Below are 22,080 nucleotides of genomic sequence, written 5' to 3'. Positions count from 1 at the left end.
GGCGATCTCAGGGGCGGAGGGACAGCGAGCACGCGAGCCGGCGCAGCGGGCCGCCGCGCCGTCCGTCGTCGTCGCCGATGTCGTGAACTCCGCCCTCGGCGCGCCGCGCGGCGAGGTCGGCGCGCACGAACGCGAGCGGGCCCGGCCCCGGCGCTGCGCCCGGCGGCAGCGCGCCCCGCGCTCCGGGATCGAGCAGCGCGGTGATCCCCGTCACGCAGGCGTCGGCGCCTGACACACGGACGTCATAGACGGCCTCGCGCGCGGGCGTGGCGCGGCCGTCGACGATCACGACGGCGCTCGCGCGGCCCAGCAGGAAGCGCGTCCCGCGCGGCCGCGCGCCGCACGCCGGCAGGCGCGTGAGCGTCCGGCGGAGGCTCGGGGCGACCTCCCAGCCGTCGAGGGGCAAGAGCGGCGGGGGCGCTGCGGCCGCGCCTCGCGCGCCCTGCGCGGGCGGCGGGATCGGCACGGTGCGGCCGAGCGCGAGATCGCCGAGGTCGAGCAGCAGCGGGACGCCGGCGGCCGTCGGCGGCCCGAGCGCGCGCGCGCCGCGGCTCGCGAGCGAGGCGATGGGCCGCGGGGCCTCGCCGGAGGACCAGACGAGGAGCGAGGTGCCGCGGAGCCACGCGATCGGTCCGTCGGGCGCCTCGCTGAAGGCGACCTCGGCCTCGGGCAGCAGCGCCTCGGGCACCTCCGCGATCTCGGCGCCGCGGCCAGGCCTCGCCCGGATCAGCAGGTCGCGGCCGGCGGCGCGCACCCCGAAGAGGATCCGGTCGCGGGACGCCGCGAACCTCGTGAGGGTCGCGTCCAGCCCGACGCCGTGGGGCGCGGGGCCGGTCCACGATCGAACCCGGCCCTGGTGCTCCCCGGGATCGAACCACCGCAGCGTCCACGTCCCCCGGGTCGTCCGGGCGACCGGGCCCCGCTGGCCGGCGCCGGGCGCGGCGGCGCCGGGCGCGCGCACCTCGAGCGCGGCGACGGAGGAGAGCATGCCCCGGCGCGTGTCGCTCACGAGGGCGGAGACGGGTCGCTGGCCCGCCGAGCCGGGCCGCGCGTCCCCGGCGACGATCGCGAGCCGCTCCTGCGCGTTGCGCGGCGGCGGCACCCCCGGCCGGGCGCTCGACCCCGGCAGCGTCGTGCAGACGAGCGCGCGCTCCGGGAGCTCGGGCGGCGGCGCGCCGTGGGGCAGCAGCAGCGTCCCGGCCTGCGACGCCGGCGCGGGGGGCGCCCCCGGCGCAGGGAGCGCCCCCGGCGCAGGGAGCGCCCCCGGCGTGGAGCCCGCCGGTCCCCAGCCGACGCGGAGGTGCCCGTCGATCTTGAGGCCGACCTCGTTCACCGCCAGCGCGCCCGGCGCCTCGAGCAGGTCACCGAGCTCTGCGATCGCCTCCGTCACGCGGGCCGGGGTCTCGATCGGGAGCCACGAGCGGCCGGCGTCGGTCGACGCGAGCACCTGCGCGTCCCCGACGGCGACGCCGTGGCCGGCGTGGATCACGGCGCGCGCGGCGCCGTCCAGGCGAGCCCGTGAGGCCTCCCCGCGCGGCGGCGCGACGACGGCGGTGAGCGCGCCGTCCTGATCGGCCACCACGAACGACAGGGCGCCGTCGAGCCCCTCCTCGATGGGGCTGATCACGTGGAGATCGCCCCCCCCGCGGCGCAGCCCGCCGAGCGGGATCAGCGGCTCCTCCCTGCCGCGCGCGTCGATCACCGCGACGTGCACCCCGCGAGCGGCGCGCGCCGCGGTGGGGTCGCCGCCGCCCGCGCCGGGCGCGCCGCCCGCGCCGGGCGCATCGCCCGCGAGAGGCCCGGCGCCGTCGCGCTGGGCACCGTCGCGCGGGGTGCCGTCCCGGGGCGCGCGGTCGCTGTCCCAGAGGCCGCGCACGATCGCGATCCGGCCGTCGGCGAGCGGGCCCGCGCCGCGCCAGTGGATGTCGGCGCCCGCGCGGACGGTGATCCATCGCCCGCTCGGCTGGCGCACGCACGTGCTGCCCTCCTCGTCCGCGCCGCACGGCGCGAGCAGCATCGCGCCGCCGCTCGGGGACACGCGGAGCGCTGCCTCGCCGCTCCGCAGCACGACCGGCGGCTCGCCGCCGAGGCGGCCCCCGTCCAGCTCGACCCTCCGCACGCCGAACGGGTCGTGGAGCCGGTCCGACGCCTCGTCGCCGAGCGCGCAGGCGACCCACGCCGCGCGCCCGGCGCGGCCGACGCCGCAGGCGCTGACCCAGCGCCCGCGGCCGAAGACGGCGAGGTCGCGCGGCGCGCCGGAGGCGATGTCCACGCGGGCGAGGAGACCGTGGCTCGCCGCGATCGCGGCGCCCGCCCCCGCGGCGGCGCCGCCCGAGATCGCGACCTCGAGCGGAGCGCGCCCGGTCTCGTGGATCCAGCGGAGCAGCGGCGCGCCCTCGGCGGGGTCGGGCGCGCTGCTTCCGGGCGCGAGCCGCGTCTCGGCGACGAGGACGACCGCCTCGCGCCCCCCCGCGAGCGCGCCCGCGCCGTGCAGGAGCGCGCGCAGCTCGCCGCCGCGCAGGCGCAGGTCGGAGACGTGGAGCGGGGCGGCAGGGTCGGCCAGCGGGTCCTCGTCGCGGACCGGCGCCGCCCGGTCGCCTCGGCCCTCTGCCTCCGCGCGGCCCGTGGCGCACCGCGCCGGGGTGACGGGGCGCCAGGAGGCCCCGCCGTCGACGGTGACCGCGAGCCCCGCTGCCTCGAAGAGCCCGGCCCCTTGCTGCAGGTCGCGGAACGCCACCGCGCGGAGCGGCAGCGCGGGCAGGCCCGGCAGGGTGCGCGGCTGCCCCGTGTCGACGTCGAGGAGGCTCGGGAGCTCGGCGGACGCGTCCCAGACCGCGACGACGGAGGGCCCGCCGCCGATGCGTAAAAGCTCGGTCCCGGAGCGGGCGAGGAGCACGGGCGCGCCGAGCGGATCGTCGAAGCGATAGACGCCGCGGGTCCCGCGCCCGACGACGCGCGCGCCCGCGGCGGTGGGCACGAGCGTGAGCTCGAGCAGCGGCTCGGGGCAGGGCGCGGTCTCCGGCCGGACCGCGCCGTCGCTCGCGACGAGGACGCGCCGGCCGCCGACGAGCGCGAGGGTGCCGCCAGGGACATCGGGGCCGATCGCGGTCGCGCCGCTCGCGTCGACCCAGCGGGCGGGGGCGGCGGCCGCGGCGGTCGTGGGCGGCCCGGCAGCCGGCGCGGGCGCGCGGCGCTCGGCCGGCGCCGTCCGGGCCGGCGCGCCGCCGCAGCGGGTGAGCGCGAGCGCGGCGAGGAGCGCGGCGGCGCGCTGCGCGGTCCGGGGGCGCGCTGCGAGGCGGGGAGCCCCCGCCGCTCTGGGCTGCGACATCGCGGCGGAGACTACCGCGGATCCACGGCAGCGGCGGCGCCGGGCGGCGCGCCTCGCCGTGGAGACGCCGGATCACCGTGGGCTGCCTCGCGGGACCCCAGGGATGTCCGCGGACGCCGAGCGCCGCAGGAGCGGGGCACCTGCGGGGCGTCAGTGAATGGATGAAGCTGCCGGCGCCGGGGCGGCCTCGTCCACCGCGCGGGCGGCGTGGCGGGCGGCGACCAGCGCCATGAGCCCTTTCGCGCCGAGCACGGCGTGATCGGACACGCAGTTGTTGAAGATCACGTGCACCCGCTCTGCCTCGTGGGAGAGTCGCTCGACGGTCTCGGCCCAGGGATCGAGCTCCGCGGGATCGTAGAGATACCTGAACTTCTCGTGGACGCTCACCGAGGCGTCCCAGGTCTCGACGCGCCGGCCGTGGAAGCGCACCACGGCGAGGCGGGGATCGGCGACGAGGGGGGCTGGAGGCATGCTGTTCGCCTTGCCCTGGGGCTCATCGACGATCACGTAGAAGGCGCCGAGATCGCGCAGAAAGGCGATGACCCGCTCGATCCGGTCGGGGGTCCCCCACGAGGCGTGCCGGAGCTCGACGGCGAACGGAAACCCGTCCATGCGCGCGCGGCAGTCCTCGATGGCCCTCACGTGGCCGCGGGTGGCCGTGAACCACGGGGGGAACTGGAAGAGCACGTACCCGAGCCGGCGCGCCTCGCGGATCGGCGCGATGGCCCGCCGGAAGCGGTCCCAGAGCGTGTCTCTGGCCTCGGCGGGCAGATCGGCCGGGTAGAGGCGCTGCTTGTCGAGGAGCGCTGCGGGCAGGGCGCGCTGGAGGTCTGCGGGGAGGCGGGCGGGCTCCACCGGGTGATGGGTGAGCGGCGCGAACGCCTTGAGGTTGATCACGAAATCGGGCGCTGTCCGCTGGACCCACTGCTCGGCGACGGCGGGGCTCGGGAGGGCGTAATAGCTCGAGTTGACCTCGACCACCGGGAACTGGGACGCGTAGAACTTGAGCCGTTGCTCCGGGGTGGCCACGCCCTTCGGATAGAAGCGGCGGCTCTTGATCAGGGTGGGATCGGTCCACCCGGCGGTCCCGGCGAGGATGCGATCCAGGCGGGCGGGCACGGGGGCGCACGCCGCGAGCGCGGAGGCGCGCAGGAGCCGGTCCTCGATGGGATTCGGGGGTTCCTCTGGAAGCGACCGCGGGGGGTCGCGCAGGGGGGCTTGATGCATGATGGCCCCATCCTAAGGCCGCCCCCCGACAGCGGAAGCGCGCGAAGCGCCGCTGCCGCCTTCAATGCCTCCTGTCCGCCCCGTCCAGCTTCGCGGAATCGCGCCTTCGAAGACGTGGTGAACGCGTGAAGACCGATGAGGCGGCCGCGTGGAGCCGGCGGCCAGGCTCGGGGCGGCGTCGCCCGCGGGCTCATGCTCTCGTGGTCCACGGGCGAGTCGCAGCCCATTGCGATGAGCAACCGAACGTCCTCACACCTTGACGGTGCATTGCGCCGGCTCCCCCCGTCTCCTCACCTGCCGTGCAGCTCCTGCAGGATCAGCCACACGCGCGGCGCTGGACCGACCGAGGCAGCTTGTCGGGGCGGGGCAGCAGGCGGGCATGGGACCGCTCCTCGCTCGTTGACCTGCGATGGACTGTCCACAGCCGATCGCCCTGACGACGTGCTCTTCCGTCGTCCTGTGGCAGCTCGACGCGATCCTGGAAAACCCAGATTGTTCATGCGCCACCTCGACGCCTGCGCTATACTGGAGATGCAGGGGCTCGGTGCATTCCTGCGCGACAGAGGTGAGAGATGTATTCAGCGAACCGCCGCAGGAATATCGAGCGTGAAGAGCGCATGGCCCTCCGCGGGCAGCGGGAGCGAGCGGCCGGCAAGCTCCTTCAAAAGATTCCGGATCTCGAGAGCTTGAGCCTGGAAATCCGTGAGACACGGCCCAACGCGCCCACGAACGATACGCAGTACATCCGTCGTGTCGTCGTCGAGCACGCGCATGCGCTGTTCGAGATGCCGTGCTCGTACTCGTCCTGCGACAACGGCGGCTACGACGCGACGCAGGAGATCCTGAGCGCCCTCGCTGCGCGCTCGATGCGCTTCGAGGGCGAATGCGTTTGCCGGGGGAGCTGCGGCGGCGAGTTCTGCTCCAGGATCCTCCGGTATGTCGCCACGGCCACGTACCGGCCGCGCTCCGACGTGTCGTAGGGCGGCGTCACCTCCGCGAGACGAGCGCTTCCCGGCGCCCCGCTGCGGTCCGCCTCGCCCGGCGGGCCGAGCGGCGCCTCCGAGCTCGCCAGACGGTCTTCCGGCAACCCTTCGAGCCGCCCGGGGGCCTCCCCCGCTCGCGACGAGCTCGAAAGCGAGAGGACGGCGCGGTGGGCGCGAACGTCGCCGCCCCTGTCTCCGGCAAGGCCGATGTGCATCGTGCTCGACATGTCAGGCTCCTCCTCGACATGTCAGGCTCCTCTCGATCATCACGCGAGCATCACGCGAGTGGACGTTCGCGTTCAACGGATCGAGAGGGTTGCGGCGAGGAGCCGATGCGCTGCCCTGACGCGACGGACGGATCCCGGCGTCATGGGACGAACACGGTCTCTCGGGCCGGGCAGCTCGGCAGGCTCTACCGCGCTCCCGCGCGAGCAGCGCGGGACCTGGACAACACGCTACCAGCCCGGCCGCCGCGGCGCCCGGGCTCGGCGCCGAGCGGTTTACTCGATGGGCGGCTGAGGCCCGGGGACGATCCCCGCGATGTCCGGATCCTCTCCTGGCGCAGCGTTGGAGCCGGGGCCCTTCTCCCTGCGGCGTGCGAGGCGGTTCGCGTCTTTTTCGCGCTGCTTCTCCTGCCGCGCGCGTTCCTTCTGCCGCTTCAACGCTCCCTGCTTTTGCATGCGGACCTCTGGCCTTTCAGCGCCTTCCGGCGCGCTTCAAAGACAGGCGCGGCGGCGCATGGCCGCCGAAAGACAAGGCGCGGCGGCGCTCGGCCGCCGGAAAAGACAAGGCGCGGCGGCGCACACACGCCGCCGCGCCGCACGCGCGATCAGTACCGCTCGCGCCCGCCGCGGCCGCCACGGCCACCACCGCCGCCACCGCCGAAGCCGCGACCACCACCGCCGCCGCCGAAGCCGCCGCCGCCGAAGCCGCCGCCACCGCCGCCGCCGAAGCTGCGCGCCGGACGCTCCTGCGCCTCGTTCACCTTGAGCGGGCGGCCGTCGAGGAGGGCCCCGTTGAGCTGCGAGATGGCGCTGTTCGCGGCCTGGGCAGAGCCCATCGTGACGAACGCGAAGCCGCGCGGCTGCCCCGTCTCGCGATCGGTCGGCATCGCGATCTCACGGACCTCGCCGGCTGCGGCGAACGCGGCCTCGAGGGTCTCCCGGCTGGTGCTGAACGAAAGGTTTCCTACGTAGAGACGATTTCCCATGTCATCCTGCTTTTTTTCACGGCTTTCTGGTGCGCCAGGGGCGCTCTCGGCCTGCCATCCGACGAAGCCGTGACGGATCGAACGGAGACGTGCCGCGCGGAACTCCCGCGCGGTCACACGGTGCGTCGTCCAGTCGTCCGAGCGAGCTGAAGCCTCCCCACGTAAGGAGGGAGGAGGGAAAGCGTCGTGTCGAGGGCCAGGGACGTTCGTGAGAGAGAGCATCCTAGCCCGACGCGTCGTCCTCCGCAAGCGAGCCGTTCCGCCTTCCTCGGCCATCCCAGATCTCCCGGGGCGCCCGGAGCCGTTCGAGCGCGAGATCCGGCGATGTTGAGCGGGCGAGCCCGTGGATGACGTCGCGAGCGCGCGCAGTCGGCCGCGCTCGTTCGGAAGAAGTCAAGCAGCAACGTTGCGTTTCGCGCGACTCCAGCGACGCTCGTGACCGACTCGTGACCGTGGAGAGCCCCGGGGCCAGACCGGACCGAGCGCGCAGCGCATCGCCAGAGGACGAATTTGCGGTGGCGACGCGTCGCATCCATTGCTCTCCCCGCGCTCTTGCTCGGGCGGCGCTCGAGAGGGGCGAGCGCATGAGCGAGAGACAGATCGTCCCTCTCACCAGGGCAAGATCTGGATCGGTCCCGAGCCCGGCAGGTCATCATCCCAACAAGACATGCCCGAGTCGGGCCTACCACCGCGCCGGCGCGGTCGCTCGTGCGCCTTCTTCTTCCCGTTCCCGCGCGTTCCCGCGCGCGGGTGTCCCTCGTGCATCTTGCCGTTTCCGCGCGCGGGTGCCGTGGGCTAAAAGGCCCACCATGCTCACGCTCTTTCACGCTCCGCAGTCGCGCTCCTCGCGTATCGTGTGGCTCCTCGAGGAGCTCGGCGCGAAATACGATATCGTCTACACGAGCATCCCGCGGATGGACGGCTCGGGCGCCGCCGATCCCGCGAACCCGCATCCGGACAGGAAGGTCCCCGCGCTCCAGCACGACGGGGCGCTCGTCACCGAGTCGATCGCGATCATGCTGTACCTCACCGACCTCCACCCCGAGGCGGGCCTCGCGCCGCGCGTCGGCGATCCTCGGCGCGGCGCGTACCTGACCTGGCTCGCGTGGTACGCCGGCGTCGTCGAGCCGGTCGTCACGCTCGAGTTCGCGAAGGTCACCGACAACCCGGCGCTCGTGCACACCTTCCGCGGCCTCGCCGAGGTCCACGCGCGCATCGCCTCCGCGCTCGCGAAGAGCGACTACATCCTCGGGGGCGAGCTCACCGCGGCCGATATCCTCTTCGCGAGCCTGGGACGGTGGTTCCGCCCCGGCCTGCCGGAGGGCCAGCGCCTCGACGACTACCTCGCCCGGTGCGCCGCGCGCCCCGCCGCCGCGCGCGCGATGGCCAAGGACAGGCCCGGCTGAGCGCGCGCCGCGCGGCCGTCAGGCCCCGCCGCCCGCCTGGCCCTCCTCGGCGGCCTGCCTCGCCTCCTCCTCGGCCTCGGCGATCTTCGTCCGCACCTCGTTCATGTCGAGCGCGCGCACCTTCTCGATCACCTGATCGAGCGCCGAGGCGGGCAGCGAGCCCGCCTCGGCGAAGAGGAGGACCTTCTCGCGGAAGATGAAGAGCGTCGGGATGGAGCGGATATTGAAGGCCTGGGCCAGATCCCGTTGCTCGTCGGTGTTGATCTTCCCGAACACGATGTCCGTGTGCTTCTCGGAGGCCTTCTCGAAGACGGGCCCGAAGGTACGGCAGGGGCCGCACCAGGGCGCCCACCAGTCGATGAGGACGATGTCGTTCGACTCGACCGTCTGCTCGAAGTTCTCCGCGCTGAGCTCTGTGGTACTCATCGGCGGAGCATAGCGTCGACCCCCGCGCGTGTCCGCCGGGGCTCTCGGCTACGCGTGGAAGATGCGCCGCGCCCCGGGCAGGCGGCCTCGCGGGGAGGCGGCCTCGCGGGGAGGCGGCCTCGCCGGGAGGCGGCCTCGCGGGGAGGCGGCCTCGCCGGGAGGCGGCCTCGCGGGGAGGCGCTCGCCTCGAGCTATTCGCGCCGCAGGGCGGTCGCCGCGGCGTCCGCCTGCGGCCCCGGCGCGACGGCGGCGGCGCCGTCCGCCGTGGGGGCAGCGCGGCTCGCCAGCCAGAGCCACAGGACGAGCGCGCCGAGGGCGATGCGGTACCAGCCGAACGGCGCGAGGCCGTAGCGCTTGAGGTAGCGCAGGAAGACCGCGATCACGAGCAGGGCGACCGCGAAGGAGACCGCGAGGCCGACGGCCAGGGCCGTGGGGCCGCCGGGCGCGTCGAGCAGCGCGCGGCCGTTCTTGGCGAGGTCGAAGACGGTCGCGGCGCCGAGCGTCGGGATGGCGAGGAGGAACGAGAACTCGGCGGCCGCGGCGGTGCTGAGGCCGGAGAGCTGGCCGCCGACGATGGTGGTCATCGAGCGCGACGCGCCGGGCCAGAGCGCGAAGCACTGCGCGAAGCCGATCGCGGCGGCGCGGCGCGGCGTGATGTCCTCGAGGCGGGGGTCGCCGGGATCCTGCCGCCGGCTCCGGACGGCCTCGACGGCGATCATCAGGACGCCGCCGGCGATGAGCGCGACCGCGACCGGCCCCGGGCCGAACAGGTGCGCCTTGATGGCCTTGTGGAAGAGCAGGCCGACCACGGCGGCGGGGATGAAGCCGATCACGACGGCGAACGCGAGGCGGAGGCTCTCCGGATCGCGCCGGAGCACGCCGCGCAGCGTGTCGGCGAGGCGCGCGCGGAAATAGACGACCACGGCGAGCACCGCGCCGAGCTGGATGACGATATCGAGCGTCTTCGCCGCCTCGCTCTCGTGGCCGAGCCACGCGCCGAGCAGGATGAGGTGACCGGTCGAGGAGACGGGGAGGAACTCGGTCAGCCCCTCGAGGATCCCGAGCAGGACGGCATCGAACCAGAACATTGCGCCGAGTCTAGCCGCACGCGGGGCGCGGCGGATCGAGAGCGCGCTGCGAGGTCGCTGCGGCCGCGGGGCGGCGCTGTGGAGGTGCCGCGAGCTACCGCACGGGCCAACGACAGCGGAGGGGGTCGCCTCTCACCGACAGGGTCGGGCATCCACCTTCGGGCTTGACATCCCAGAATCCCCTGGAGAGTCCTCTGCCGCCATCCCCCCGAGGCCCGGCCTGGGTCTCGCTTGCCGAACCGTTCTGACCGTCCTCATCCCCCATCCCCTCGTGTTACCCCTGTCGCCTGGCCCGGATCAGCCTTGCCGAGGAGGCTGTCGACCCGAAGAAGATCACGCGCTCGAACCTGGGCACGATCAAGCGGACGACACTGGATCTTGCGCCCCAGACGGTGATCATCGGGAAAGAATCTACAATCACCGGCGCGCGCGAGGGGCCATGATGCGCGCATGACCCGACACGACAGCCACGCTTTTCATCTCTCCGACACCTACGTGCAGCTCCTCGACGGCGGCGCCGCGAAGCTGATCCCTGTGGACGCCGAGTTCTGGGCGAAGATCGGCGAGCGCGAGGAGCTGCACGCCGGCCGCATGGTGGGCCTCTTTCACATGGACGAGAGCCCCGATCACCGCGAGGTCCACCCCCGTGGCGACGAGCTCCTGATCCTGCTCTCCGGCGCGGTCGACGTCGTGCTGGAAGACGAGCGCGGCGAGCGCGTGATCGAGCTGCGCAATCAGGGCACGTGCATCGTCCCGCGCGGCGTCTGGCACGGGCAGATCGTGCGCGCGCCGAGCGTGATGATCTTCATCACGCCCGGCGAGGGCACCCAGCACCGCGCGTGCTGATCCCACGCGACGACCGGCTGCGGGCTCCCGCCGCTGCCCGTGGCGACGTGGCCGCGAAGGGCTACGAGCGGTAGGCCTGCTCGAGCGCCGCGATGTCCAGCTTGACCATCTTCAGGAGCGCGTCCGTCACCCTCTTCGCGCGGGCCGGATCGCGGTCGCGCATCATCTCGTCGAGCGCGGCGGGCACGATCTGCCACCGCAGGCCGAAGCGATCGATGAGCCAGCCGCAGGCCTGCGGCCGGCCGCCCCCCTCGAGGAGCGCGTTCCAGTAGCGGTCGAGCTCCGCCTGGTCGTCGCAGGCCACGACCATCGAGACGGCGTCGTTGAACTCGTGGTGGGGCCCGGCGCTGATCGCCTGGAAGCGCTGCCCGAGGAGCGTGAAATCCACGACCCTCACGGATCCCGGCGGCCCGCTGGGCGACTCGCTCCGGAGCTCGGTGACGTGGTCCACCCGCGAGCTCGGGAAGATCGAGACGTAAAACCTCGCCGCCTCTTCGGCCTCCTTGGCGTACCAGAGATGCGGGAAAATTTTCGCGGTGCTCTTCATGATCCTATCGTTCCTCCTCGGAGGCTTGGACTGCCGGTCAGGCCCAAACTCATCGGTCCCGGGAATTTTTTTCGACGATCCCGCAGGATCCGTGGGCGCGTGACACCCGGGGCGGAGGACTCGCTCGGCTCGCCGGCGCGCGCGCGTCGGGCGAGCGCCTTCCTGGGGTGCGCTGCAGCACATCCGCCCGTGATGCCGCGATGGCGGTCCGGTCCGCGTTCCGCCTCGAGGACCACGCGCGCTTGCGCAAGTCTTCGCACAAGTTGAGCAGGTCCTCGCACAACGGAGCGCCACAAGCGCACGGCGAGGCGCGTCGCGGGACCGTCCCGTGGTGCCGATCCATCGCCTGACGAGCGGCGCGCGCGGGCGGTGAAGGCCGCCGCCCGCTGCGCCCGAGGACTGGCCCGAGGGTTGCTCTCCTGTCCGACACCCGGCCTTGACCGGGCACGCAGCAACGAGCTTGCCTTCACCGAGGTCGAAGCGCGCGTTCGCGCTGGCCCAGGTCACCCCGCTGCGCTTCGCCCGCAGCGGCGATCCCGATCGCCGCGCGATCCGCTGGCCAGCGGATCGCGCGGCGATCGGGGCGACCCTCGATGGAGGCGAGACACGTCTCGTGGGGCTCGATCCCGCAGCGCTGTTCATCACCCATGCAGGGCATGACCCGCTCATAGCCAACCAGATCAGGGAGACATCACATGAAATCGACTCACGCTTTCGCAGCCGCCTTCTCTTTCTCCGTGCTCGCCACGAGCGGCTGCGCGATGGATACCGAGACCCCGGCCGGCTGGAGCGAGCCGGAGGACGGGGGCGCCGACGAGGTGGGCGAGGCGCCGCAGCCTCTCACCAGCTCGCCCGCGACCACCGCGGAGCCGTGGATCGTGAACCTGACGTTCACCGGCATCGGGTCCCGCTGCACGGCGTCCGTCCTCACCGCGCACTGGCTGCTCACCGCCGCTCACTGCGTCGACAGCCTTTCCCGGGGCGCGCTCACGACCGTCAGCGTCAGCACCCGCAACGCCGCCGGCTCGGTCGTGAACGTCTACACCGGCAATGCGCGCACGTACCAGCACACGTTTTATGATTCCGGGCTCACGCCGGACGTCGATAACGACATCGCCATCGTCCGGCTCACGGGCGCGGCCGGCGTCAACCTCAGCGTCACCGGCACGGCCAGGCTCTTTGGCTACACGTCGCCCTGGACGTCGAGCTCGACCAGCGACCGCGCGTTCTCGATCATCGGCTATGGCCTGTCGGCCGCGGGCTGCGGCGGCTCGGACAGCACGAAGCGCATCGCCACCGGCTTCGTCATGGACAGGGAATCGTTCGATGTGCTCAGCATCAAGTCGCCCTACGGGACAAGGCACACCTGCGGCGGCGACTCGGGTGCGCCCTGGCTCCTCACCCGGAACGGCGTGCGCATGGCCGTGGCCGTCCACTCGGGCCGCTACTACGACGCGCCCTCGTTCTCGATGAAGCAGCAGGCCGCGCTCATCCCGCCCAAGCGGACCTGGATGTACGAGACCTCGAAGGGAACGGGCCTCATGCTGGATTGCGGCACCGTGTGCACCGAGCGCGTGTACAACCCCGAGCCGCCCCCCGGCCCCGCGTGCCCCTCGGGACAGCACTGCTGCGAGCCCGGCGGCGGCACGACCTGCAACCGGTGCTTGCCGAACTCGGTCGCGTGCCCGTGAGGGCGCCTGGACCGTGCCGCTCAGGCTTCAGGCACAGGGATCCAGGTCGAGTTAGCGGATGACGAGCGGCTGCGACCTGCACCGCTGGCTTTGTCGAGCAGATCCGCGCCGAGCTCGGTCGGCTCGAGCTCGGCTGGTCGCGACGTATCCAGCTCGTCACCTTCCCTTCGACCAGCGTGTCGTGACCCCGGGGCGGAGGACCCGCTCGGCTCACCGGCACGGGCGCATTGGGCCGCCGCGGAGGCGCCGGGCGGACGGCGCGCTCACCGAGGAGGGACGCGCACCGCGAGGCCAGCGCCCGGCGCGCGCAGGGCGGCGCCAGGAGCGGCGCGCAGGCTGCCCCGGCCGCGCCGCCGGCCACGGAGGCGGTCACGCAGGCGGGAGCCGACGGCGGCGGCCCGGGGGCGCCCGCCTGAGGCGCGCCGGCGGCCCTCCACGCTGGCGGCGCCGCGGAGCGGGGGTAGAGTCTGAACATGGCCCCTGCTGAGGAAACCGACCGGGAAAACAGGGATGATCCTCCCTCGTTTCCATGGCGCCTCCGTTTCCGAGATTGCATCGGATGACGGCGCGATGCATGACGCGATATAGAGCGCGCTCCCCGGGAGGGAGGCCAGGGCTGCAACCGTTCGTCCGATTCGCATAGCCTGCACGACTGGGTGGTATCCCTCGCACGGCTGTTCACGCGTCGGCAACATCAAGATGCTCGGTCACATCGCGGAGTGCGACGCCGTTCACGACGTGTAGATGCCGGTTTCGAGATCCTCGAGGAGGCCCGGTGACTGCGGCTCCCACGCGAGTCGCGCCCGCGTGAGCGCGCTGGACGCGGGGTTGTCGATCGCCGTGAAGGGCGCGAACGGGCCGAAGTGCGCGCTGGCCTGCTCGGGCGTGAGCGACACCGTTGGTACGCCGAGTCCGCGGCCGATCTTCTCCGCGATCTCTCGGAACGGAATGCCCTCGTCACCGACGGCGTGGTAGCGCGTACCGGAAATTCCCTTCTCCAACGCGAGCCGGAAGAGGCGCGCCGCGTCGAGCCGGTGCACCGCCGACCATCGGTTGTCTCCCGCGCCGATGTAGGCCGATTTGCCGTGCTGTCGCGCCGCCTGCACGAACATCGCGACGAAGCCGCGTGTATCGCCGGGGCCATGCACCGACGGCGAAGGACGCACGACGCACGCGCGAACGCCACGCTGGGCGAAGGCGAGGACCGCGTTCTCCGACGGCACGCGGAAGCTCGCGGCCGACGCCGGATCGCCCGCGTCGTCCTCGGCACCGATGCGGACCGGCGCGAGGACCATCACGCCGCTGGTGCCGACGAAGGGCTTGTTTGTCCCTTCGAGTGCGCTGCCGATGGTGTCGATGGCGCGGCGATCCGAGACCATCGACTCGGCGAGGTCACCCGCCGCCCAGTCGTGTGCGAGATGGATGACGCCGTCGCTCGATCTCACGCCGGCCGCGAGCGCGGCCGCGTCGTTGAGGTCGCCTCCAAACGCCTCCGCTCCCTGCCGCGCCAGCGCCGCCGCCGACGCGTCGCTTCGCGCCAAGCCGACGACGTGATGCCCTGTGCGGAGCAGCTCCGCGACGACGGCCGAGCCGATGAAGCCAGTTGCGCCTGTGACGAACACACGCATGAAGGACCTCCTTGTTGTCCCCGCGCGACAGCGCCGGGAGTGATGGCGACCGTAGGCCGATCCTGCCGAACGAACCACGATGCGAAGTCCGTATTTTCTGCTAAAACGTCCCCAATGGACCCGCTGTCCGATGTGCTCTCGCTGCTGAGACCTCTGAGCCAAGTGTCTGGAGGTCTCGACGCGGGCGGCGCGTGGGCGATTCGATACGGGCGTTACGAGGGCATCAAGTGCTACGCGGTGCTCGCGGGCTCCTGCTGGCTACGCGTCCAGGGCGTTCGAAGGCCGGTGCGAATGGACGCGGGCGATTGCTTCTTGCTGCCGAGAGGCCGCTCGTTCGTCTTGGCCAGCACGCTCTCGGTGCGGCCCGTGCCGGCCGACGAGGTCTGGGCGAACGCGCGCCACGGCGACGTCCTCCGGTGCGGCTGCGGGGGCGAGTTCTTCCTCGTGGGGAGCCACTTCGACCTGGGTCGAGAGCACGGGGCGATGCTGCTCGGCGCCTTGCCGCCCGTCATCCGCGTTCGCGAAGCCGCTGCACGAGACGTGCTTGCGTGGTCGATCCAGCGGATGCGCCAAGAGCTCGGGGAGCGCCGACCGGGCAGTGCGCTGATGGTGCAGCACCTCGGCAACATGATCCTCGTTCAAGCGCTGCGGCAGTATCTCGTGGACGAGAATGCCGGCGGCGCCAACTGGCTGCGCGCGCTCGGCGACAGGCAGATCGGCGCGGCGATCACGGCCATGCACGAGGCGCCGGAGCGGGCGTGGACGCTGCCTCAGCTCGCGAAGATCGCGTCGATGTCGCGCTCGGTCTTCGCGCTCCGCTTCCACGAGAAGGTCGGCGTGACGCCGCGGGCGTATCTCACGCGGTGGCGCATGCTGCTCGCCGCCGAGCGACTCACGACCTCGCGCGACGTGATCGCGACGGTCGCCAGCTCGCTCGGGTACGAGTCCGAGAGCGCGTTCAGCCTCGCGTTCAAGAAGGTGCTGGGCTCGTCGCCGCGAAGGTATGCGCTCCGCCGCCGTGCATCACGCGCGACGGAGTGATGATGGCAGGTAACCGCCCGGGCGCTCGCGCTCCCCCGGATGCATTCGATCTGCCGCTGCCCCCCCGGGGGGGCCTCGGCTCACGCGTCGGTCGTCGGCGACTTGCCCCAGGCGTCGGGCAGCAGCTCGTCCAGGCGCGACAGCGGCCAGCCGAGCCGGGCGGCTTCGCTGACCGTCGCGGCGGAGGCGAACGCTCCCGAAGGCGTCTGGCTGGGCCATGCTGGGCCCGGCAGGGAATGTGACTCGGCCGAACAGCAACCGGAGACCATTGAAAGCACTGCTCTTCCCGTCGCGCATCCCTCGGCACCAGCGACGTTGCCCAAGCTCGTCCCGGGTTCGTCGCGGGGGGGGGGGCCGGAGCGCAGGCGGGCCCCAAAAGGAGCCCGCCGGAGCGCAGGCCCCGTGATCGACGACCCCGGGACGAGCTTGGGGGACGACGTACTAGCTCCGCCAACGTCTGGTCGTTCTTCTTCCAGCAGCGTGATCAGCGCCTCTGAGCCCTACGCGCTCGAGTTGCCTGCGAACCCTCGTCGAATGCGACCGCTCCTCCGAGCGCGTCGTCCTCAAGTGCCCCTTCGCCTTGCCTTCCGTGCACGCGTCGACGCCCGCCGATTGCCTCATACTGATACTATTCCGGCCAGCGACCGCAAACTCTCACGTGTCCGCCGTCGGCTCACCCGAAACACCTGAGTTTCGTGGGCCCATATAAACAATTGACCTACGATCGCGCCCGGTGGAAGCGACGTGCCTGCGGCGCGGAAGTCGACGAATTTGCCGTATAAAATGAGGGGATCTGTCAGGTACGGACCCATGCGGCAGGCAGCAGCATCAGCGATGCGACCGTCCCTCCCGACCAGGCTCAGCTTGTACCAAGCCCGGCTCACACCCGTCGTCGCCTCAGCTCCTGCCAACCGCCCGTGCAACAGGCCCCGGGCTCACTGCCACAGGGTGTGTGGCGTGACACGAGGTGTCAATGGATCGCCATCAGCGCGTGCAATCGCGGCTCGGGGCTCTCGATGCCGGGTGGCCCCGTTACCTCGATCTCCGCCCAGTCCACCTTGCCGGTGAAGCGGTTGTCCCCTGCGAGGTCCTCGCACAAGGGGCCGCCAGTCTTGTTGCCGACCATCAGGAAGGCGTCCACGTTGAAGATGACCGGATTGGTCCTGGGGATGAAGCCCTCGCCGAGCTGGACGTCACGCTCCCCGTCGTTTCGGAAGAGTTTCACCGTGCCGCCCTCGCCCGCCACTTCGCCGCCCTGGTAGTTGAACTCCATGCGGACCTGGTACGTGCCCGACGGCAGCAGCGAAGTCACGTCCTCCGGGTTATCCGCACGGACGTAGAAGACCTCGAGCCCCAGGTAGTTGTAGACGTATGTGAGAATTCCATTCTTGGCATAGAGGCCAAAGCCGCCGAAATCGTTGCCGCGGGCGAGGATCACGCCGTGCGCTGGCCCGGGCAGATCGGCTGGCACCGTGATCTCTGCGGTGATCTTGAAAGAACGGTTGAAGTTGTCGATCACGACCGAGTCGGCCACGAAGCTACCGTCGACGTACCTCTGGCGGCGGACGTCCTCCTCCTGGCCGGACGGCCCCGAGGGCAGGCGCTCTATCTTTCGGTCGTCGAGGGGGAAGACGTTGTAACGGGCCGCCTCGATCTGAAAAAGGTTCTTCAGCTCCTCTAGCTTGTCCGGGTTCTCTGCGGCGAGGTCCTTTGCCTGGGTCCAGTCCTGTTTCGGCAAATCCTCCGACTTCTCGGCATAGGTGAAGTAGAGCTCCCACGTATCCTCCGAGAAGTCCGGCAACTCGTCCTCCAATTGCCAGGGCTTCGAGTGGAGGGCGACGGCGGTCCAGCCTTCATGGTAGATGCCACGATTGCCGAACATCTCGAAGTACTGGGTCCTGTGGCGCTCGGTCGCGTTTGCGTCATTGAACGTGTAGAAGAAGCTCACACCCTCGATGGGCTTCTGCAGCACTCCGTCGACGCTCAACGGCTCCGGCAGCCCGATCGCTTCGAGGACCGTCGGGAGCACATCGGTCACGTAAGTGAACTGGTGTCTCAGCCCACGCGCCTCGATGCCCTTGGGCCAATGGACGATCATGCCGTTGCGCGTGCCGCCGAAGTGGCTGGCGACTTGCTTGGTCCACTGATACGGCGTGCACATGGCCTGGGCCCAGCCGATGGCATAGTGATTGTACGCCTTCTTGGTGCCGAATTCCTCGATGTGATCATTGATCAGCTTTATCTGTTCCTCCTCCCCCATCACGATGCCGTTGAAGCCGATCATCTCGTTGAAGGTGCCGAGAAACGTGCCTTCGGCGGAGGCGCCGTTGTCGCCGAGGATGTAGATGATGAGCGTGTTCTCGAGGACCTTGAGGTCCTTGAGCGTCTGGATCACCCTGCCGATCTGGTAGTCGGTATGTTCGAGGAAGCCGGCGTAAATTTCCATCTCGCGCTTCAGGGAATCCACGACGTCGGGATTCATCGCTTCCCAGGCTGGAACACCTTCGTTGGGAGACGTCAGCTGCGCGACCACCGGGATGACGCCTATGTCTTTTTGGCGGTTGAACGTGGCTTCGCGCAGGGCGTCCCAGCCGGCGTCGAATTGCCCTCTGTACTTGTTACTCCACTCTTCCGGGACCTGGTGGGGTGCGTGGGTCGCGCCGGGGGCGAAGTACATGAAGAAGGGCTTGTCCGGCGCGAGGGACCTCTGCGTCTCAATCCACTTGATGGCCTGATCGGCCAGATCCGTGGTCAGGTGATAGTTCCCGCGCTCCGGCATTTCGATGTGGGTCGTTCCATCGTAGAGGGTAGGGTAATACTGGTTGGTTTCGCCGCCCACGAAGCCATAGAACTTCTCGAACCCCATGTAGGTGGGCCAGTGGTCGAAGGGCCCCGTGGTGCCAGTCTCCCAGGCGGGCACCTCGTGGCACTTACCGAACTGGGCCGTCGAGTAGCCGTTGTACCTGAGTATCTTGGCGATCGAGGCGGCGCTGTTGGGGATCATCGAGGTGGCGCCGGGCGCCGAGGTGGCCATCTCGGTGATGCAACCCATGCCGACGGAGTGGGGGTTGCGGCCAGTCAGCAAGGCGGCGCGCGTCGGACTGCACAGGGCTGTCGTATGGAAGCGGGTGAACTTGAGGCCCGCCTCGGCGAGCTCCGTGGCTGTCGGAGTATTGATGGGTCCCCCGAAGGTGCTCGAGGCGCCGAAGCCCACATCATCGATAAGGATGATGAGCACGTTGGGGGCGCCCTCGGGCGGGCGGATCGGTAAGATGGGAGGGAATTCAGGACGCGGATCCGCGGCGTTGTACTTCGTCGGGCCGACATAGGGACGGTCGGGGATCGGCAGGATGTCGCGCTTGGGAAGGTCTCGATCTAGCGGCATTGATGACTCCTCATCGTGGCTGCATCCAAGTATCGTGGGCCCCCCATGGGCGCCAAAGGGACGCCCAAGAGAGACGAATGCCTGCACGTATATCAAGATAAACTTCGGGCTCTACACCTCGCTTGGCAGTGTGGTGATATTCGGCGGCTGACCCCCGCATCACGCCTTCGCGAGCCGCGCACGCGGATGCTGAGGTTTTTTCATCCAATCATCAGCATGGTTCTCCGTGCAGTGACTCGCGAAGACGCTGCGGAGGCGGGTGTGCTCCGCCCCGTCGGTGTTTTGCAAGACTGCGGCTTCGAGCTCCATCGCCCCGTCTCGCGACTGGTTCAGCCCTGCTTCCGTGGTCAGCCGTCGTGAACGACGCGGCGACCCTGACGAATTCGATGACGGAGCGATCTTCCACCATAGCTTCAGGCGAGGATGCAACAGCGACGAGCTCGTCCGCGCGCTTGAAGGCATGGAGGCCCCGCCTGATCGCAAAAGGACCGTTTTGTCAAAGAGCTCGTACAATCGGACTGCGCGAGCCAGGAACGGCTCCGAGAATCTTGACGTTGCGGAACGCGTTTGCATGTCCTATCCGCGTGGTAGACGCCGCGAGCCGCAGGCTCAGCTGCAGACGCCGCCCTGGGGCGTCGCCCAGCTCAGGGGCAGCTGCCGGCGAAGCTCAGGAAGCTCTGTACGCAGGCGTCCGCCTGAGCTTGGCTGGCGAGCGGCATGGAGGTGACGGTGTTGGCCATCGACGTGTATCCGCACTGGTCGGGCTGCGGGCCGAGCTGGGGGTTGTTGACAGCGAAATTGACCCAGGGGCCCTCGGGGCCACTGTCACTCTTCAGATAGTAGTAGATGCTGCCGGGCCCCATGGAACCCGAGTAGTTGATGCACCGGACGGGGGGGGCAGGGGGACCCCACCCGGGCATGCCATCACACGGGCACGCCGGCGCCGTGGGCTGGCAGGTGCCGCTCTCGCAGGTGAAGCCCGCCCCGCACGAGCCGCAGTCGAGCGTCCCGCCGCAGCCATCGGCGATCGAGCCGCAGGTCGCTCCCTGACCGGCGCAGGTGGTGGCGACGCAGGCGGGCGTCTCGCAGTTCGTCCCCGTCCAGCCGGGCGCGCACGTGCAGGTGTAACCGCTCTCGATCGCGGCGCAGGCGCCGCCGTTCTGGCAGGGGGCCGAGGCGCAGGGGTCGGTGCAGGTGCCGTTCTGGCACTGCAGGCCGTCGCAGCACGGGAGGGTGGCGTCGCACGGCGCCCCCACCGGCAGGCAGCCCTGGCCGTTGCAGGTCGGGTCGTAGAGCGGCGAGCTCGGGTCGGTGCTGGTGATGTAGTCGCCGTCGTGGGCGCTGTGCGCGTTGATGCACGCCTGGTCGCCGAGACGAAGGATCGTGTACGGCTTCGTCGCGGAGCCGGTGTGGTGGCAGATCTGGACCGTGCCGCTGGGATCGAAATAGGTGCACTGCTCGGGGGTGAGCGCGTCATGGGCCCCGCCCGCCTCGCTGCTTTCGTCGCCGTCGGCCGCGGAGGGCCCGGCGCTGGAGCAGCCCGCGAGCAGCAGGGTAGAGAGCGCCGGGATCGTCAGAGAGTGGAGAAGTGAGCCCGCGAGATACCGCATGAGAGGTCATCCTTTCAATGTCGTTCTTGCGCCGGCCGGAGAAGGGTCAGGTCGTCCTGTTCATGCTTGAGGCCAGCGTCGAATCGGCGCTTTCGGAGGTGATGTTGACGCAGAGCCCTGCATGTCATTCGGCGCGTGAGCGCCGACGGTTCCCGTGGCCCAGGTCCGGTCGCGTGCCGCCGCCTGCTGCTGCCTGAATGCCTCACCTGCGGAGGGCACGACGCACCGCCGTGACCGACCGCGGCGCCCCTGCCGGGATCGATGACGGAGCGACAATCCACCATAGGCTCAGGTGGGGATGCAACAGCGAAGAGCTCGTCCGCACGCTTGTCTTGCCGTTCGTGGACAGTTCACTGCCGTTTCTGGACAGGCGACATCGTTCGCGCACGCGATCGATAGCGAACTGTGCGTTACATCGAGGTCGACCCCGGCTGCCGGTACGCCATGGTGAGCTGCGGGCGGTTGGTCCGGGGTGGCGTTGTCGCCGGAGTTGTTGCTCGCGGGTGCCAGCGCTCGCGACGTTCAGGGCCGGCGTCGCGGCTGGAGGCGCGGCAGGCCCGCGGCCGCGCGCCCCGCGGACAGCGTCTCGGAGGGGCTCTCGCCGAACCGGCGCTTGTACTCGACGCTGAACCGTCCCGGGTTGCCGAGCCCGAGCGCGGCCACGACGCCCGCGACCGACGTGCCGGCCGAGGGCTCGGCCAGCTGGCGGCGCGCGAGCTCGAACCGGCGCCGCCGCAGGAAATCCATCGGTGGCATTCCCCGGCTCGCCACGAAGGCTGCTCGCAGGGACCGCTCCGGCACGCCCGCCGCGGCGACGATGTCGGCCAGCGTGATGGGCGCCGCAGCGTGCGCGGCCATGTATTCTTCAGCCTTGCGGACGCACGCCGGGGCCACGCGCGGCTGCGGTGCATCGAGGATCTCCGATAGGCTGTGCCGGGTGTGTACCAGGAGGCTCGTGAAGAGGGCACCACGCAGCCCGACAAGCAGCATCGGCGAGGCCCATGACTGCTCGATCTGGCGGCGGAAGAGCTGCGCGACCTCGTATACCGTGCGGCCCGGTCCGTCCTCGATGTCGAGCGCCGTACCGAACCGGATCGGGCCGCGCAGCGCAGCGCCCGTGAGCGTGGTGAAGTGGGCGTCGAGCGCTCCGCGGTCGATCACGAGGGTCCGCCCGTGAAACTCCCCGCCGACATCGAGCGAGCAGGATCGCCCTGGTGAAAACAGCGCGCCCCGCCGGCCCGGCACGACGCGGAAGGGCTCGCCCGCGTGATCGCCGGCGCTCTCGCCGCCGGCCGAGAGAGACAGGATGTATTGCTCCCCGACTGCCGGCACGAAGGCCCGCCCTCCGCCGGGCCAGTCGCCCGCCACGACACGGATTGTGCCGAAGGAGGCGACCTCCATCGCACAGCCGAAGGATGTGCCGCGCTTGGGCTCGAGGGTCGCGTCCACGTAAACGCGGCGGAAGGCCTCCCGAGCCTCGCCGACGTCGCCGGTGCACACAAGCTGAGCCCGCGCAATCCCCGCCCCCGGCGCCTGCACGGCGCGCGAGGGCCCTTCACCCCTATGGCTTGTCTGGACAGAGCGAGGCGCACGACCCGGCATTGGAGGAGAAGGAAGCACAAACATCGGATAGTGTAAATTCTTTGTGAACCAGCCAGGCAGAC

At 70.9% G+C, this 22,080-nt stretch carries 16 protein-coding genes; 5 read left to right on the top strand and 11 right to left on the bottom strand.

Features of this window, described 5'->3' with window-relative positions; all coding sequences use genetic code 11:
- Nucleotides 1-7: 7 nt before the first annotated feature.
- Together WMF31_RS09920 and WMF31_RS09915 are read right to left on the bottom strand one after the other, a co-directional pair.
- Complete coding sequence (locus WMF31_RS09920) at nt 8-3,328, bottom strand: hypothetical protein (RefSeq protein ID WP_436601696.1); 3,321 nt, start codon at nt 3,326-3,328, stop codon at nt 8-10.
- A gap of 150 nt (nt 3,329-3,478) precedes the next feature.
- Nucleotides 3,479-4,555 carry a DUF72 domain-containing protein gene (locus WMF31_RS09915; protein ID WP_436601695.1) on the bottom strand — a complete coding sequence of 359 codons (1,077 nt, stop codon included), beginning with the start codon at nt 4,553-4,555 and terminating at the stop codon, nt 3,479-3,481.
- A 572-nt stretch (nt 4,556-5,127) separates the two neighbouring features.
- On the opposite strand from WMF31_RS09915, the gene WMF31_RS09910 reads away from it, so the two are divergent.
- Nucleotides 5,128-5,535: a hypothetical protein gene (locus WMF31_RS09910; RefSeq protein ID WP_436601694.1), complete on the top strand. Its 408-nt coding sequence runs from the start codon at nt 5,128-5,130 to the stop codon at nt 5,533-5,535.
- A 503-nt stretch (nt 5,536-6,038) separates the two neighbouring features.
- Here the strand turns inward: WMF31_RS09910 and WMF31_RS09905 are convergent.
- Both WMF31_RS09905 and WMF31_RS09900 read right to left on the bottom strand, forming a co-directional pair.
- Nucleotides 6,039-6,218 (bottom strand): hypothetical protein, encoded by a 180-nt coding sequence (locus tag WMF31_RS09905; RefSeq protein WP_129351493.1) that lies wholly within the window; start codon nt 6,216-6,218, stop codon nt 6,039-6,041.
- A 149-nt stretch (nt 6,219-6,367) separates the two neighbouring features.
- On the bottom strand, nt 6,368-6,865 hold the full coding sequence (locus tag WMF31_RS09900) for an RNA recognition motif domain-containing protein (RefSeq protein ID WP_436601693.1): 498 nt from the start codon (nt 6,863-6,865) through the stop codon (nt 6,368-6,370).
- A gap of 692 nt (nt 6,866-7,557) precedes the next feature.
- Here WMF31_RS09900 and WMF31_RS09895 point away from each other — a divergent pair.
- Nucleotides 7,558-8,154 (top strand): glutathione S-transferase family protein, encoded by a 597-nt coding sequence (locus WMF31_RS09895; protein ID WP_436601692.1) that lies wholly within the window; start codon nt 7,558-7,560, stop codon nt 8,152-8,154.
- An 18-nt stretch (nt 8,155-8,172) separates the two neighbouring features.
- On the opposite strand, the gene trxA is transcribed toward WMF31_RS09895, so the two are convergent.
- Nucleotides 8,173-8,580: a thioredoxin gene (gene trxA / locus WMF31_RS09890; protein ID WP_436601691.1), complete on the bottom strand. Its 408-nt coding sequence runs from the start codon at nt 8,578-8,580 to the stop codon at nt 8,173-8,175.
- Nucleotides 8,581-8,771: 191 nt separating this feature from the next.
- Entirely contained in the window at nt 8,772-9,668 is an 897-nt protein-coding gene (locus tag WMF31_RS09885) for an undecaprenyl-diphosphate phosphatase (RefSeq protein ID WP_436601690.1), read from the bottom strand.
- Nucleotides 9,669-10,118: 450 nt separating this feature from the next.
- On the opposite strand from WMF31_RS09885, the gene WMF31_RS09880 reads away from it, so the two are divergent.
- Nucleotides 10,119-10,514 (top strand): cupin domain-containing protein, encoded by a 396-nt coding sequence (locus tag WMF31_RS09880; RefSeq protein WP_436601689.1) that lies wholly within the window; start codon nt 10,119-10,121, stop codon nt 10,512-10,514.
- 61 nt (nt 10,515-10,575) lie between these two features.
- Here WMF31_RS09880 and WMF31_RS09875 read toward each other — a convergent pair whose 3' ends face one another.
- On the bottom strand, nt 10,576-11,061 hold the full coding sequence (locus tag WMF31_RS09875) for a VOC family protein (RefSeq protein WP_436601688.1): 486 nt from the start codon (nt 11,059-11,061) through the stop codon (nt 10,576-10,578).
- Between the two features lie 695 nt (nt 11,062-11,756).
- Between WMF31_RS09875 and WMF31_RS09870 the strand changes: the two genes are divergently transcribed.
- On the top strand, nt 11,757-12,752 hold the full coding sequence (locus tag WMF31_RS09870; protein ID WP_436601687.1) for a trypsin-like serine protease: 996 nt from the start codon (nt 11,757-11,759) through the stop codon (nt 12,750-12,752).
- 731 nt (nt 12,753-13,483) lie between these two features.
- Here WMF31_RS09870 and WMF31_RS09865 read toward each other — a convergent pair.
- Nucleotides 13,484-14,380: an SDR family oxidoreductase gene (locus tag WMF31_RS09865; RefSeq protein WP_436601686.1), complete on the bottom strand. Its 897-nt coding sequence runs from the start codon at nt 14,378-14,380 to the stop codon at nt 13,484-13,486.
- A gap of 114 nt (nt 14,381-14,494) precedes the next feature.
- Here WMF31_RS09865 and WMF31_RS09860 point away from each other — a divergent pair, with 114 nt between their 5' ends.
- Complete coding sequence (locus tag WMF31_RS09860; protein WP_436601685.1) at nt 14,495-15,421, top strand: AraC family transcriptional regulator; 927 nt, start codon at nt 14,495-14,497, stop codon at nt 15,419-15,421.
- A gap of 970 nt (nt 15,422-16,391) precedes the next feature.
- On the opposite strand, the gene WMF31_RS09855 is transcribed toward WMF31_RS09860, so the two are convergent.
- The 3 genes from WMF31_RS09855 to WMF31_RS09845 form a co-directional block, all read right to left on the bottom strand.
- Nucleotides 16,392-18,806 (bottom strand): arylsulfatase, encoded by a 2,415-nt coding sequence (locus WMF31_RS09855; protein WP_436601684.1) that lies wholly within the window; start codon nt 18,804-18,806, stop codon nt 16,392-16,394.
- Between the two features lie 644 nt (nt 18,807-19,450).
- Nucleotides 19,451-20,416 carry a calcium-binding EGF-like domain-containing protein gene (locus tag WMF31_RS09850; RefSeq protein ID WP_436601683.1) on the bottom strand — a complete coding sequence of 322 codons (966 nt, stop codon included), beginning with the start codon at nt 20,414-20,416 and terminating at the stop codon, nt 19,451-19,453.
- Between the two features lie 522 nt (nt 20,417-20,938).
- Complete coding sequence (locus WMF31_RS09845; RefSeq protein WP_436606537.1) at nt 20,939-22,018, bottom strand: AraC family transcriptional regulator; 1,080 nt, start codon at nt 22,016-22,018, stop codon at nt 20,939-20,941.
- Between the last annotated feature and the right edge of the window lie 62 nt (nt 22,019-22,080).

It is taken from the genome of Sorangium sp. So ce1036, from assembly GCF_051369805.1.
Classification (GTDB): Bacteria; Myxococcota_A; Polyangia; order Polyangiales; family Polyangiaceae; genus Sorangium; species Sorangium cellulosum_F.
The sequence above is the reverse complement of the archived record's forward strand: the minus strand, read 5'-3'. Positions and strand labels throughout refer to the sequence as shown.

Coding starts and splice junctions, on each gene's coding strand:
- WMF31_RS09920 (WP_436601696.1), bottom strand. CDS start 3,328: ATGTCGCAGCCCAGAGCGGCGGGGGCTCCCCGCCTCGCAGCGCGCCCC.
- WMF31_RS09915 (WP_436601695.1), bottom strand. CDS start 4,555: ATGCATCAAGCCCCCCTGCGCGACCCCCCGCGGTCGCTTCCAGAGGAA.
- WMF31_RS09910 (WP_436601694.1), top strand. CDS start 5,128: ATGTATTCAGCGAACCGCCGCAGGAATATCGAGCGTGAAGAGCGCATG.
- WMF31_RS09905 (WP_129351493.1), bottom strand. CDS start 6,218: ATGCAAAAGCAGGGAGCGTTGAAGCGGCAGAAGGAACGCGCGCGGCAG.
- WMF31_RS09895 (WP_436601692.1), top strand. CDS start 7,558: ATGCTCACGCTCTTTCACGCTCCGCAGTCGCGCTCCTCGCGTATCGTG.
- trxA (WP_436601691.1), bottom strand. CDS start 8,580: ATGAGTACCACAGAGCTCAGCGCGGAGAACTTCGAGCAGACGGTCGAG.
- WMF31_RS09885 (WP_436601690.1), bottom strand. CDS start 9,668: ATGTTCTGGTTCGATGCCGTCCTGCTCGGGATCCTCGAGGGGCTGACC.
- WMF31_RS09880 (WP_436601689.1), top strand. CDS start 10,119: ATGACCCGACACGACAGCCACGCTTTTCATCTCTCCGACACCTACGTG.
- WMF31_RS09875 (WP_436601688.1), bottom strand. CDS start 11,061: ATGAAGAGCACCGCGAAAATTTTCCCGCATCTCTGGTACGCCAAGGAG.
- WMF31_RS09870 (WP_436601687.1), top strand. CDS start 11,757: ATGAAATCGACTCACGCTTTCGCAGCCGCCTTCTCTTTCTCCGTGCTC.
- WMF31_RS09865 (WP_436601686.1), bottom strand. CDS start 14,380: ATGCGTGTGTTCGTCACAGGCGCAACTGGCTTCATCGGCTCGGCCGTC.
- WMF31_RS09860 (WP_436601685.1), top strand. CDS start 14,495: ATGGACCCGCTGTCCGATGTGCTCTCGCTGCTGAGACCTCTGAGCCAA.
- WMF31_RS09855 (WP_436601684.1), bottom strand. CDS start 18,806: ATGCCGCTAGATCGAGACCTTCCCAAGCGCGACATCCTGCCGATCCCC.
- WMF31_RS09850 (WP_436601683.1), bottom strand. CDS start 20,416: ATGCGGTATCTCGCGGGCTCACTTCTCCACTCTCTGACGATCCCGGCG.
- WMF31_RS09845 (WP_436606537.1), bottom strand. CDS start 22,018: ATGCCGGGTCGTGCGCCTCGCTCTGTCCAGACAAGCCATAGGGGTGAA.